The organism is Prodigiosinella confusarubida, from assembly GCF_002847015.1.
GTDB classification, from domain to species: domain Bacteria; phylum Pseudomonadota; class Gammaproteobacteria; order Enterobacterales; family Enterobacteriaceae; genus Prodigiosinella; species Prodigiosinella aquatilis.
On record NZ_CP025085.1, the window covers coordinates 3,533,996 to 3,546,767 of the forward strand.

The 12,772-nt window shown below is 52.6% G+C and carries 12 protein-coding genes; 3 read left to right on the forward strand and 9 right to left on the reverse strand.

Annotation, left to right across the window (positions count from 1 at the left end; genetic code table 11):
- Positions 1-210 precede the first annotated feature (210 nt).
- From fruA to fruB, 3 genes are read right to left on the reverse strand one after another with little or no spacing between them, the layout of a single operon-like run.
- Positions 211-1,896: a PTS fructose transporter subunit IIBC gene (gene fruA, locus CWC46_RS16125; RefSeq protein ID WP_021015524.1), complete on the reverse strand. Its 1,686-nt coding sequence runs from the start codon at positions 1,894-1,896 to the stop codon at positions 211-213.
- Positions 1,897-1,912: 16 nt separating this feature from the next.
- The gene (fruK, locus tag CWC46_RS16130) at positions 1,913-2,851 is read right to left on the reverse strand and encodes a 1-phosphofructokinase (RefSeq protein WP_021015523.1); all 939 of its coding nucleotides are present in this window, start codon (positions 2,849-2,851) and stop codon (positions 1,913-1,915) included.
- Positions 2,848-3,981: a fused PTS fructose transporter subunit IIA/HPr protein gene (gene fruB / locus CWC46_RS16135; RefSeq protein WP_021015522.1), complete on the reverse strand. Its 1,134-nt coding sequence runs from the start codon at positions 3,979-3,981 to the stop codon at positions 2,848-2,850. Before fruB ends, fruK begins: the two co-directional genes overlap by 4 nt.
- Positions 3,982-4,315: 334 nt before the next feature.
- Here fruB and CWC46_RS16140 point away from each other — a divergent pair, with 334 nt between their 5' ends.
- A complete protein-coding gene (locus CWC46_RS16140) occupies positions 4,316-5,494 on the forward strand; it encodes a sugar efflux transporter (protein WP_021015521.1) in 1,179 nt (392 codons plus the stop codon).
- Here the strand turns inward: CWC46_RS16140 and CWC46_RS16145 are convergent.
- Positions 5,464-5,751 (reverse strand): YkgJ family cysteine cluster protein, encoded by a 288-nt coding sequence (locus CWC46_RS16145; RefSeq protein WP_021015520.1) that lies wholly within the window; start codon positions 5,749-5,751, stop codon positions 5,464-5,466. The two genes, CWC46_RS16140 and CWC46_RS16145, sit on opposite strands and share 31 nt — an antisense overlap.
- A 206-nt stretch (positions 5,752-5,957) precedes the next feature.
- Between CWC46_RS16145 and yeiP the strand changes: the two genes are divergently transcribed.
- Positions 5,958-6,530 carry an elongation factor P-like protein YeiP gene (gene yeiP, locus CWC46_RS16150; RefSeq protein ID WP_021015519.1) on the forward strand — a complete coding sequence of 191 codons (573 nt, stop codon included), beginning with the start codon at positions 5,958-5,960 and terminating at the stop codon, positions 6,528-6,530.
- Positions 6,531-6,612: 82 nt separating this feature from the next.
- Positions 6,613-7,590, forward strand: a complete 978-nt coding sequence (locus tag CWC46_RS16155; RefSeq protein ID WP_037380844.1) for a CobW family GTP-binding protein — start codon at positions 6,613-6,615, stop codon at positions 7,588-7,590.
- A gap of 140 nt (positions 7,591-7,730) precedes the next feature.
- Here CWC46_RS16155 and CWC46_RS16160 read toward each other — a convergent pair whose 3' ends face one another.
- From CWC46_RS16160 to CWC46_RS16180, 5 genes are read right to left on the reverse strand one after another with little or no spacing between them, the layout of a single operon-like run.
- The gene (locus tag CWC46_RS16160; RefSeq protein WP_021015517.1) at positions 7,731-8,405 is read right to left on the reverse strand and encodes a GIN domain-containing protein; all 675 of its coding nucleotides are present in this window, start codon (positions 8,403-8,405) and stop codon (positions 7,731-7,733) included.
- A gap of 15 nt (positions 8,406-8,420) precedes the next feature.
- Positions 8,421-9,758, reverse strand: coding sequence for a cytochrome P450 (locus CWC46_RS16165; protein ID WP_021015516.1), 1,338 nt, complete (start codon positions 9,756-9,758; stop codon positions 8,421-8,423).
- The gene (locus CWC46_RS16170) at positions 9,742-10,719 is read right to left on the reverse strand and encodes a beta-ketoacyl-[acyl-carrier-protein] synthase family protein (RefSeq protein ID WP_021015515.1); all 978 of its coding nucleotides are present in this window, start codon (positions 10,717-10,719) and stop codon (positions 9,742-9,744) included. Before CWC46_RS16170 ends, CWC46_RS16165 begins: the two co-directional genes overlap by 17 nt.
- The gene (locus CWC46_RS16175) at positions 10,716-11,576 is read right to left on the reverse strand and encodes a hypothetical protein (protein ID WP_021015514.1); all 861 of its coding nucleotides are present in this window, start codon (positions 11,574-11,576) and stop codon (positions 10,716-10,718) included. The genes CWC46_RS16170 and CWC46_RS16175 overlap by 4 nt, the downstream gene beginning before the upstream one ends.
- Positions 11,573-12,694, reverse strand: a complete 1,122-nt coding sequence (locus CWC46_RS16180; RefSeq protein ID WP_021015513.1) for an acyl-CoA dehydrogenase family protein — start codon at positions 12,692-12,694, stop codon at positions 11,573-11,575. The genes CWC46_RS16175 and CWC46_RS16180 overlap by 4 nt, the downstream gene beginning before the upstream one ends.
- Positions 12,695-12,772 lie beyond the last annotated feature (78 nt).

A 12,772-nucleotide genomic window follows, 5' to 3' on the forward strand; every position in this document is an offset into this window, starting at 1 on the left:
TACTATTTCATTACGTAAACACCAATGTCGTTCCCGTGAAAACGGGAATCTATCTGTTAATCAATTCGTTAGTATCAGAATGGATTCCCCTCTACACGGAGATGGCAAACATCGCGTCCTTGCCATCAAACGCAAACGCGCCAGTCTATTTAGACTGGCGCGTTTGAAGCAACATCCCTGTGTGTGACTAATACTTATGGCAAATCAATATCAAGCGGCTTTCATCAACTGCGCGTCAGTGCGTTTCAGCGCCGCGTACAGCAGACCGGTAACCACTGTACCTGCCAGGATCGAAAGCAGGTAACCGAACACCGGTGTAATTGCACCCGGAATCAGCAGCACGAACAGACCACCGTGTGGCGCCATCAGTTTGGCACCGATAGCCATCGACAACGCACCGGTCAGTGCGCCACCCAGAATACAACTCGGTATGACACGCATCGGGTCACGGGCAGCATACGGAATCGCCCCTTCAGAGATGAAGCACAAGCCCAGAATCAGCGCGGCTTTACCCCCTTCACGCTCGGTATCCGTAAATTTCTTCCCGGCGACAATGGTCGCCAGACCCATTGCCAGCGGTGGCACCATACCAGCCGCCATGACCGCCGCCATTGGTGCATAAATCTGACTACTGAGCAGCGTGGTGCCGAACACATAGGCAACCTTGTTCACCGGACCACCCATATCGGTACACATCATGCCACCAAGAATCGCACCCAAAATGATGGCGTTCGCGGTTCCCATGGTTTGCAGCCAGTTCGTCAGCCCGGTCAAAATCTTCGCAACCGGTGTCCCTACCACATAAATCATGATCAGACCGGTAATCAGCGTAGCGATCAGCGGAATAATCAGGATAGGTTTCAACGCATCCATACTTTGTGGCAGCTTCACATGATTATTGATTGCACGGGCCAGATAACCAGCCAGGAAACCAGCAATAATACCACCGAGGAAACCTGCACCCGTGCTGACCGCCAGCATGCCGCCGACCATACCAGGTGCCAGACCAGGACGGTCAGCAATCGAGAAGGCGATGTAACCTGCCAGTACCGGAACCATCAGTGCAAAGGCCGAACCACCACCGATCTTCATCAGTGCCGCAGCCAACGTCCCGGGTTCTTTAAAGGCAGTAATACCGAACACGAACGATAATGCGATACACAAACCACCGGCTACCACGACCGGCAGCATGTAGGACACACCGGTCAACAGGTGACGATAAGGACCGGTACCACCTTTCTGAGATCCGCCGGTAGAGGCACTATTGCTTTGACCGGAAGGCTGATACACCACGGCTTCTACCGCTGCCTTGTCCAGCTCTTGCGCCGTTTTCTTCAGCGCCAGTCCGGTTGAGGTACGGTACATTTTTTTACCGGCGAACTTACTCAAGTCAACTTCGATATCGGCCGCCACAATCACCAAATCAGCCTGTTCGACCTCTTCTGGTGTAATGGGGTTACCGGCACCTACGGATCCGCGAGTTTCTACTTTAACCCACCAGCCACGTTTTTTAGCTTCGGTTTCAATGGCTTCCGCCGCCATAAATGTATGAGCGACACCGGTTGGACAGGCGGTGATCGCCACGATGCGCTTCGCCGCTGAAGGCGTAGCCGCCGCGATAGGTGATGCCTGATACGGTTTGGATTCAGCTTTGGCTTTTTCCAGGAACGCATCTGGCTGGCTAAGTGCCAGCTCTACATCACCGACATACACATTTTTGCCATTCAGACCACTGTCTGTCTGTGCCGTAGCACCCAACACAATAGCCAGTTCAGCATCTGAAAGTTGTTCGGTAAGAGTAAGACCTGCTTTCACAGCGGCAGAGCCGAGTAGGTTCTTCACCAGACGGCTTTTCGCCAGTCCCAGTGATTTATCTATTATCAGCAGCGTTTTCATCGTTCATCTCCTGCTGTCAGTTAAAAGGTTTTAAATCGACACGCGCCATCATTGCGGCCAATTGTGGACGATCGGTAATGCCGACGTTACTTTGACTGACAGCTAACGCAGCGACTGCCGTTGCCAAACGTAACGTATGTTCACTGGACTCCCGCATCAATAAGCCATAAATCAATCCCCCCACCATGGAGTCACCCGCACCTACAGTACTGATCACCTCACAGGCCGGCGGTTTAGCCAACCATGCACCTGACGCATTCACCCACAGTGCGCCTTCCGCTCCCAGCGAAATAACGACATGGGCAATGCCTTGTTCACGCAGTGCATGAGCAGCGTCAACCACATCGGATAACGTTGGTAATTTACGTCCCGCCCAGATTTCCAACTCACGACGGTTAGGTTTCACTAGCCAAGGCGATGCTTTCAACCCCGCCACCAGTGCTTCACGACTACTGTCAAAAATAATGCACGGACATTGGCTACGCAGCCGTGTCATCCAGTCAGTAAAGGCATCAGGATCAACGCCACTGGGCAGACTGCCGCTGACAGCAACCATATCGAATTGCCCCAACCAGCTCAGCGAATCATTGACAAACCGCTGCCAGTCCTGAGGCGTAACTTCAAAACCAGAGAAATTCAGATCGGTAACATCACCGTTTTTTTCGGTCAACTTAACGTTAATGCGTGTGCGTCCTGGAACGACCTGGAAACGGTTGGCAATGCCCAACTCGCTGAACAATTGCTGAAATCCGTCCTGGTTGTCTTTACCCAGAAATCCACCCACCGTGACGTCAATCCCAAGATCTTTCAGCACTTTGGCAACATTGATACCTTTGCCAGCCGCATGCAGACCTGCAGTCTGAACCAGATTCACTTCGCCACGTTCAATTTCCGGGCAATAGCCAACCAGATCATAAGCGGGATTCAAGGTAATGGTGGCGACTCGCCTACTCATGCAGCCCCCTCACCCAAACCAGAGTTAATGGCCTCGCCAATGGCTTTCAGCGCAGCTTCAGCATCACTACCGCTAGCCGTAAAACGCAGATGGTGGCCACTCTTAACCCCTAGCGCTACCACTTTCATCAAACTGCGCCCATTCGCCGGTTTACCGCTGCCATCAAGGTTGGTCACGGTAATTTCGCTGGAGAATTGTTTAATGACATTCACCAGCATCGCTCCCGGACGCGCATGCAGCCCGTGTTCATTACGAACGGTGAATTCCGCTACCAGCGCATTGCTCTCCTCCACCACATCACTGGTCAGCAGTGCCAATAGTGTAGCGTCATCCGCAGCCAGTAATTGGCTAGCCTTACCGGCAATCATCAGGTTACTGAAGTAATCCAGCGGGGCGAAAATCTGTTCGTCTGCTGCCGCAACGGTTAGCAACATGGCGACGTTTTCACCATCAACAAGGAAAGGTTCTGCCGGACGGCTCACCGCCAACGCGCTGATCACGTTGCCGTTCAGGCTGTCATTTAACCAGATACCCTGCCCCAGATTCAGAGGTTTGCCTGCCACGACATTGCTGACGAAGCTGGCATCCACCGCACCAATCTGTTGCAGACGGCCAGCATTCAGTGCCTGCAACGTCATCAGGTTGTCAGTAGCGACATTCAGGTTGATTAGCGAAGTATCAAAGCGGAATTCTCCGGCCAGTTTTTCGCCCATCAGCAAATGGTGTAACTCTTCGGCAGACGTGGTGCTGGCCAGGCGTTCGGCAACACGATCGTCACTCAGCACATGTGTAAGCTGACGCAGCAATTCCAGATGCTCATCAGAACGGGCGGCAATTCCCAGCACGACGTAAGCCGTCTGGTCATCGCCCCAGGGAATCCCCTGCGGGAACTGATAGACCTGAACACCTGTGTTCAGCACCAGATCACGCGTGTCAGTAGTACCGTGAGGAATGGCAATGCCATTGCCCAGATAAGTGGATGTTTGCTTTTCACGCTGAAACATACCTTCAACGTAACCAGCGCTGACGCAACCGGCTTCAGTCAATGCGGCAGCCACCAGATTGATGGCCTCTTGCTTGCTGCTGGCGGTAGCACCTATATGAATATCGTGCTGTGACAACTGGAACATGGCTCTCCTCCTCCGCTAAAATTGAATCGTTTCAGCATTTGTGAGAAAAAAAAGTATCAATTTTCGGAAGCGTTTCAAAAAAAACCGCTGAAACGTTTCAAAAATTCTGAGGGATTCATCATATCGATGCAAGCATTCTCCATGAACTATGTTACGGATCTTAGAGGTCACGCACACTTTCATCATTTTATGGGATAGTTCTTAATTATTTTGTAACATTTGCTGAAGCTATGCTGAAGAAAAAATTCTGAAACTGTTTTTTGTTTTTTATTGGCAGGCGTAATATAGCGCGTCCTGTTTTATCTCTCGTTCACTTTTTAGCCAAAGAACCACCATGCACACGTCTGCCAATATTACCCGACGATTACCCGATATTACGTCGTCGGCATTTTTAGTGGTTGCTTTTCTGACCGGCACCGCCGGTGCGTTGCAATTGCCGACGCTCAGTCTGTTTTTGTCAACGGAAGTTCATGCCCGCCCTTTTTTGGTAGGTCTGTTTTACACCGGCAGCGCGATCATCGGAATTATTGTCAGTCAACTGCTGGCCGGTCGATCAGATCGACAAGGCGACCGCAAAACGCTGATTTTTCAATGCTGTATATTGGGCGCACTCGCCTGTGCATTGTTTGCCTGGAACCGCAACTACTTCATTCTGCTGTTTATTGGCGTACTGCTTTCCAGTTTTGGCTCCACCGCGAATCCACAACTTTTCGCGCTGGCGCGAGAGTATGCTGACCATACCGGACGCGAAGCCACCATGTTCAGCTCGATGTTACGCGCCCAGATCTCCCTCTCCTGGGTCGTCGGACCGCCCATCGCCTTTATGCTGGCACTGGGGTTTGGCTTTCCGTTCATGTATCTGGCCGCCGCTGGCGTGTTTATCCTGTGTGGCCTGCTGGTATGGATGCTCCTGCCCTCAATGCCGAAGGTTCAGACAAAAACCCGCGATACATTGGAATCCCCACGTCGCAACCGCCGCGATACATTGCTATTGTTTATCGCGTGTACGCTGATGTGGAGTTGCAACGGTATCTACCTGATTAATATGCCGCTGTATCTGATTCATGAATTGCAATTACCGGAAAAACTGGCTGGCGTAATGATGGGGACAGCCGCCGGGCTGGAGATTCCCGCCATGCTCATCGCTGGTTATGTAGCTGAACGGTTTGGTAAACGTTTTCTGATGCGTCTGGCCATCACCGCCGGTTTATTGTTCTATATAGGACTGAGTGTGTTGCATGCTGAGTGGATATTGCTGGCGCTACAACTGCTGAACGCTATCTTTATTGGTATTCTCGCTGGCATCGGCATGCTGTATTTTCAGGATCTTATGCCTGGGCAGGCCGGTGCAGCCACCACATTGTTTTCCAACACATCCCGCGTTGGCTGGATTATTTCCGGCTCTCTGGCAGGCATAGTGGCTGAAATCTGGAGTTACCATGCCGGTTTTATCATCGCGATGGGAATGATCGTCGGCTCAGGTTATTGTTTGTGGCGGATTAAGGACGTCTGATCGTCCGGCGTGGTATCCACTTCAAGCTGAATCAAATAGATCAGCGCATCGTCACGATGGCTGTGACACATCTCCAGGCTGGCCTGCAAGCTGCCACAGACAGCCGGACGCAATGGAGAATGGAACAAGGCACAACGCATCTGTTCATCCAGATGGATGCAGCGGGTATTGGCAGGCTTCCCCTGCGGCATACCCGGTATCGGGCTGGATATAGAAGGGGCGATGCAGCAGGCTCCACAATCAGGACGGCAGTTCATCAGTGATGCTCCAGTGGTCTGGTCCTAACGGGGTTTCCCATTCCGCACCTTAGCAGGCTTATGCCGACAAGGCGAATGCTTCTCCCGTCATCTCCCGACAACGGCATTTTTAAAGTCACTGGTGCATCAAATCCTGCTTGCCTGAATCCGGCGGCACGAGTAACGTGACGCCACAAAAATTCAACTCCTTACACAGGTATTACTTCATGGCAAGAGCGAACGAAATCAAGCGTGGCATGGCTGTTAACTACAATGGCAAGCTGCTGTTGGTAAAAGATATTGATATTCAGAGTCCCAGTGCTCGTGGTGCCAGTACGTTATATAAAATGCGTTTCTCCGATGTACGCACTGGTCTGAAAGTTGAAGAACGCTTCAAAGGGGATGATATTCTTGACACCATCACCCTCACCCGCCGTTCCGTCACCTTTTCCTATATTGATGGTGACGAGTATGTGTTTATGGATAACGAAGATTACACGCCCTATAACTTTAAAAAAGAGCAGATCGAAGACGAGCTGCTGTTTATTCCAGAAAGCGGCATGCCAGGTATCCAGGTCCTGACGATGGATGGACAGATTCTGGCACTGGAACTGCCACAGACCGTCGATTTGGAAATTGTGGATACAGCCCCAGGTATCAAAGGCGCCTCCGCCAGTTCCCGTAACAAACCCGCCACCATGAGCACCGGCCTGACAATTCAGGTGCCGGAATATCTGAGCGCTGGCGAGAAGATCCGCATTCATATTCCAGAACGCCGTTATATGGGTCGTGCCGAGTAAGTGTTGTTCGACCTGATGTCTGGCGCAATGCGTCAGACATCACCTCACCCTGATCTTTTAACCTGTACCTATGGGGGTTCTTTTGTTGACGAAAGTGAATTTGATTACCGGTTTTCTAGGTAGCGGCAAAACCACCACCCTCCTCCATCTGCTGTCACAGAAACCGGAAAACGAAGTCTGGGCCGTTCTGGTGAATGAATTTGGAGAAATCGGCATTGATGGCGCGCTACTGGCAGACCAGGGTGCCGTATTGAAAGAGATTCCCGGCGGCTGCATGTGCTGCGTGAATGGTCTGCCAATGCAGATCGGCCTGAATATGTTGTTGCAACAGAAGAAACCACACCGCCTGCTGATCGAACCGACCGGTCTCGGCCATCCTAAACAGATTTTGTCGCTGTTAACGGCAGAGACCTATCAGCCCTGGTTGGAACTCCAGGCCACGCTGTGCCTCCTCGATGCTCGCCAGCTCAGCAATAGCCGCTATACCGATAATGAAAACTTCCGCGACCAACTGGCCGCAGCAGATATTATCGTAGCCAACAAACAGGATACCTGGCAAGACGACGATCGCCGCGCACTGACTCAATGGTATCAAGCGTCTGGCGACGGCAGACCGCTTGTCACAGTGAGCCAAGGCCAGGTCGATATGCAGTGCCTGGATCTGCCACGCGAAAATCTGCGCGCACTGCCGGATGCGGCGCATCATCATGCTGCCCCCCAAAAACAGGGGCTGGCCGCATTACGACTGACAGGTAATGCACCCTGGCGTCGGGCGCTGAATCAGGGTCAGGGCTATTACGCCTGTGGCTGGATTTTTGCGCAGGATACGGTGTTTGATACCGCCAGACTGCTCGATTGGGTACGGCTGTCACCGGTCGATCGGATTAAAGGCGTGATGCGTATCGCTGAAGGTACGCTGATTGTTAACCGACAAGGTGCCGATCTGCATATCGAAACCAAACCCGTCCCGCCGATGGATAGCCGTATTGAACTCATTCATGAAGCCGAGGCGCCGTGGAATCACCTGCAAGCCGGTTTATTAATGGCGCGTTTACCGTAAGCGAGCTGAAATAGCGACAAAAACCGTTTCATACCGGCTACCATTGCCGCTATATGAAGATCAAAGACAGTGCCTGGCGGACATAAGACGCTGTCTTTTGCAATCTACGGGCTGGTTGTGGCCGAGAGAACGCGACAAACTTACCGACAGCTTTTGCTCATGGCACCCATGGCGGTGTCGAGATTGTTGGTGGTGTGCTGACCCAGATAAACAATCGCCCCCATAGCTGCACTGCCACTGACTTGCGCCACCTGACATAAATACGCTTCCGCCCCCATCGCCACACTGACATTGGCGCTTTGGGCTTTGAAATCATTCACACCATCATTAAATTTCGCCCCCATGGCCAGATCGGCATTCAGTTTGTCGGTTTCACCGGAAATCGCAAAGCTGGAACCCATGCTGCCATTGACGGTTAATTGATCCTTGGGTACGGCGCAGGCATCCACTGCCAGCTTCACGCCAAACATGATTTTCATGTTATCAATCGGCTTGTTGGTATAAATTTTCAACGTAGCCTTATGATCGGAAAAGTCCCAGGCATCATAATCTTGTGTTGTCCCGGTGACAGCCAGATGGTGGTTACTGACCTTTACTTCCAGCTTATTCATGGTTTCCGGTGAAGCACTGGCGACAATCTGTGGATGTGCGGCGCACATGACATGAACCTCCAACCCTTTCGCCAGCGTGATGGTATTAAAGTCACTGACATCAAACTGCTTTTCAACCTGGCTGGCATGCGCGGCCGCGGCAGGCAGAATTAGCAGTGTCAAAATAGAGGGAAGGACAGACAACATTTTTTTCAGCGTATTCATAGTAACAGTTCTCTTTCAGGGGGTGAGCAGTACTGGCACCCTTTCCAGGGGAGACGCAGTCAAAGCGACATCGCCACGGGGTGCCAGATTAAGGTCGAATTGGGGCCGTAGATCGAGCGCCCGGGTTGACGCAGCCACTTGCCAGCGACAACTCAGCGCCAGTCGAGATAGCGTTATCGTCAGTTGATTCAGGGATAAGGTCATACCGACGCAATTACGTTTCCCTGTTCCAAACGGGAAAAAGTGGTGAGTGGGTACCGTATCATGCAGGAAGCGATCAATATCGAAGCGCAGAGGCTCCGGCCAGAGTTGCGCATTACGATGAACCAGCCACGGAGAGAACATCACGTTCACCCCTGGCGGCAACAGGTACCCCTCAATTTCCACCCGCTGCCGAGTGGTGCGCTCAATCAAAGAGGAGACGGGTGTAAGGCGTAAACACTCCCGCACCGCCGCCAGCGTGACCGGACATTTTTGTATCGACCAGTTCCGGTAGTCCAGTCCTGCCGCTTCCTGACGGATTCGTGCCTGCACCTCAGGGTGCTGCGCCAGATGGATAAGACACCATTGCAGGCTGGTAGCCGGATTATCAATGCTGCCCGATAGGTTACCTATCACCAGATTGACCAATGACGATTTCTGACTGGGATGCTGGTCAATCTCCATTGCGCGATATAACGCCGCCAGCATGGTATCCGGTTCGTTATTCATATTAGCAATGGCACGATCCACCATGTCATTCATTTTTTGGCGGATCTTCAGCAATTCTGGGGCCTGTAGCAGTGTTTCCCGGTTACTGGTCGTCGCTTTCTGAATCAGATCGAAAAACGCCTTATGTATTTCAGCGGCGAAGAGCTTGCTTTCCTGTAGTGAAAAAACCTGCCCCATAAACGGGGGCATTACCGCCCGGACGGCCCATTCCCCGCAGACATCACGCAGGGAGTTCACCGCCCCGGACTGAAATTGCGCCACCAGCCACTCTGCGCTATCGGTGAGGGCCAACTGGATAGTGTCGAGTCTGGGGCTGACCAATGGCATGGTCAACCGGCGACCTTTGCGCCATTCATCACCATCGGCAGCAAACGTTAACGCGTCGCCCAGTAGTATCCTGCCCACAGCGGAGGAAGACGGTAACGTCGATATCTCTTTCGCAAAACTGTCGTAGTGATTTTGCCAAAACCGGACATGTTCGGCAGCGCCGAGAATAACCAGGTCTTCACTCCCGGCAAACTGTAGCCGCACCAACGGTCCATGCTGTTGTACCGCCTCTTCGATGATTCTTAAAACCCCAATGGCCTGTAACCGCTGTAGGGCAACCTGATGGGCCGGTAACGCATCATAGGGCAACGTCATGTCTGCCTCCCTCTTCCCATGAAACAGTGGATTGTGGTGGGAAATACACATTACAGGCGCCGATAAAAGCGCCTGCGCCAATCGATAACAGCGTGATGGGTTGCCGCTGGCGATCGGGTTGTTGCAGCCAGGAGCCCAGCATTAAAAAAGGATCACTCGCGCAGCAATGACCAACATCCGGCAGCAGGCTCAGATCAATTTTCTCTTTCAGTGCCGGATTAATCCGCTCATAGTTCATCCAGGTCAGTCGGTTGATATTATGTGGCAACAGCGCCCCATGGGTTTGCACCGAAAAGCCGATGGCACTTAGGGCGGTGTCAATCATGGCGTAATGTGCTTCATAGAATCCCCGGTTTTTATCCACGTCACCAAACAAACCGGGGTAAAATTCAGGGCGATGATGCAGGTAGGGCCGGTCAAGCTGTACACCAGTGTGGTGGTTATCCACGACCAGGGCGGCAAAGCCATCGCCCAGCAGCGTACAACCGGGAATATAGCGTTCTATGGGATCGAAACCGGACAGACTGTCCCCCACCACTAACAATACCCGTTTGGCAATACCCTGCTGCAATAGACGATAGGCCAGCATCAGCCCCCAGAACCCGCCGCCACAGTTGTGCTGATTGATCTCATAGCGGCGTTGTACCTGATGCAGTGCAGCGTGACGACGGCAGAGTTGCACGGTTATAGACGCCTCACCACCCGGTTGGATTGGCAACGCATGCACATAAATCAACGTGTCAATCGCCACTTCAGCATCCAGTTGCCCGGCAACGCGGTCGGTCAGTGCCAAAAAGCAATCCGCCAGGCTCTGTTCGGCACCTAGCGCTGCCACGCTTTCAATGCCAAACAGCTTGCAGAAGACTCTCGCTTCGCTGCGTTTGCCTCCTGCCGACTGAATAATCTCCATGGCATCAAGGCGATGCTCGGGAATATCACTGGCGAACGCGGCAATTCTCATGCCATCACCCGCTGGCCACGCAGACCGATCGCTGTCAGTACCGCATTTTCCCAGGTTAGCAACAGATAATCCTGCGTGGGATCCCCCCGCTGAAGAGCGGCAAAGGGCGCGCTACACAATAGGCTGTCGTCAGATGCGATCCGGTAGGCGGTCGACGGCAGATGGCTCAGTACCGCAGACGAGGCAACGATGCGACAGTCACTCGGTGACAGGGAAAAATGCGCCAGCATCTCGTCACAACATGATGCAAGCTGGTCAGCACTGATCTCGACCCGCCGCTGATAGCCCTGGTAACACCACCCTTGCTGTTCACGATTGATTGCCAGGATGCAGGCACTATTCGCCGGTTGCAGTTGCGCCATAAGCGTTGAGCGATACAGTAAATGTTTTTGATCGGCAATTAGCAGTAGCGCCCGACGATGGTTGTTACAAACATAACGGTTAAGACAGTCAAAAGCGAAAAGTGACGCCGATAATCCCCGATCGCTGATAGCCAGACCAAAGCTCTGCTCAGACAAATTCAAGCTGTAAATAACATGGTTGACCACCGACGTTCCCAGGTGCAGATCCGGTGTCCAGTGCGCCATCAGCACGACATCGATATCCTCTGTGTCAATGCGCTGGCGCAGCGTTGGCAGAAGTTGGTTGAACATGCTGATAAAGGATGCTTTATCCGGTGCATGGATACACGACGTGACATTGCTCTGTGTAGCGTCCCATGTCAGGCCATTGGCTTTAAAAAAGGCCGCGATATAACTCTCCCAGTGGGGAATGTTATCGACCCACGCCGGGTTAAAGGTTTCCAACTGACCAAAGGTGTCCCAGATAATATGCTGCGGGCTCAGACAGATATTCATCGCACTCCTCGGCTCGATACGTAAGCGCGAAAAGCGTTTAAACGATGAATATGGGATGTCCCTTCCATGTATTCGAATGCGAAGGCATCACGATAGCGTTTCTGTAGCGCTGGCATATTCAGCCAGCGCACGGCGGGCAAACGCTGCGGTAACAGCATGGCGACCTGCTCTACAAAAGCGGTGGCTTGCATCTTCAACTGACTGGTCAACCACACTTTGGACCGTCCCTGCTGATACTCTTCTCCCAATGCCAGCAATCGATAATAAAGCGCCCGATAGCACCGCCAGTACGACGCCAGATCATCGATGCCTTCAGCGTCAAGGGCATCCAACAGGCCACGCGCAGTTCCCAGCGCCATCGCGGCTACCAAGGGGCGATGCTTTTCAAACACCGTACCCAACGCGTTGATTCCCTGATGTAAACCAGACAACTCTCGTCCGAGAATCTGCGCTTGAGCAACCGGGAAATCAGTGATGGTGATACGCGTCAACCCGGCACCGGCCAGCCCATAGGCTTCCAGCGCTTCAACGTTAAACGCCTGTGGTGCGGCGTGTGGCTCCACCATCACTAGCTGGGTACGCCCCTGCCCCTGGCTGGCGAAAACCAAACCAATACTGGCCAGTTGGGCGCCGCCGATAAACATTTTTTCGCCGTTCAACAGATAACGGTCACCATGCGGTGTTAGCTGGGTGTGAATGGCTGACGCATCTGAGCCGACCTCTGGTTCACTGACGGCAAAAAATGTCCAGGTGGGACACTGTAAATACCGGCTGAAAAACAGCGCCTGCTGTTGTTCGTTACCGAGGGTCAACACAGCCCGACAAGCCAGTGAAGTGCCCGGCATCGCCATCATGCTGCTGGCGTCAAAGCGCGAGAGATACTCCACCAAGACTAAATAATCGACGAAATTATCACTATCAATCGGTAACTCGCGCAGATATCTGTGCCACGGGTTGTACTTTTCCGGCAAGCCGATATGGGATATGGCCAGCAAGATTTCATCCTGAAGTCGCAGTCGTGCCGTATCAGGATCGGTTTCAAGTAATAGCCCTGCTGCCGTGAATTCACTCAGGCTGGCGTCCAGACGATGTAATTCCCATTTATGCTCGACCTTCACGTCATTCACCTCGGTCTGTTAACCGGTAGCAGGCAACCCTGCCAGATTAATTATCTGACAATAAGCGTAATACCGATG

Bases quoted from the DNA above. Each gene is read 5' to 3' on its own strand.
- fruB (WP_021015522.1), bottom strand. From the start codon at position 3,981: ATGTTCCAGTTGTCACAGCACGATATTCATATAGGTGCTACCGCCAGC.
- fruA (WP_021015524.1), bottom strand. From the start codon at position 1,896: ATGAAAACGCTGCTGATAATAGATAAATCACTGGGACTGGCGAAAAGC.
- yeiP (WP_021015519.1), top strand. From the start codon at position 5,958: ATGGCAAGAGCGAACGAAATCAAGCGTGGCATGGCTGTTAACTACAAT.
- CWC46_RS16170 (WP_021015515.1), bottom strand. From the start codon at position 10,719: ATGAGAATTGCCGCGTTCGCCAGTGATATTCCCGAGCATCGCCTTGAT.
- fruK (WP_021015523.1), bottom strand. From the start codon at position 2,851: ATGAGTAGGCGAGTCGCCACCATTACCTTGAATCCCGCTTATGATCTG.
- CWC46_RS16165 (WP_021015516.1), bottom strand. From the start codon at position 9,758: ATGACGTTGCCCTATGATGCGTTACCGGCCCATCAGGTTGCCCTACAG.
- CWC46_RS16160 (WP_021015517.1), bottom strand. From the start codon at position 8,405: ATGAATACGCTGAAAAAAATGTTGTCTGTCCTTCCCTCTATTTTGACA.
- CWC46_RS16140 (WP_021015521.1), top strand. From the start codon at position 4,316: ATGCACACGTCTGCCAATATTACCCGACGATTACCCGATATTACGTCG.
- CWC46_RS16175 (WP_021015514.1), bottom strand. From the start codon at position 11,576: ATGAATATCTGTCTGAGCCCGCAGCATATTATCTGGGACACCTTTGGT.
- CWC46_RS16145 (WP_021015520.1), bottom strand. From the start codon at position 5,751: ATGAACTGCCGTCCTGATTGTGGAGCCTGCTGCATCGCCCCTTCTATA.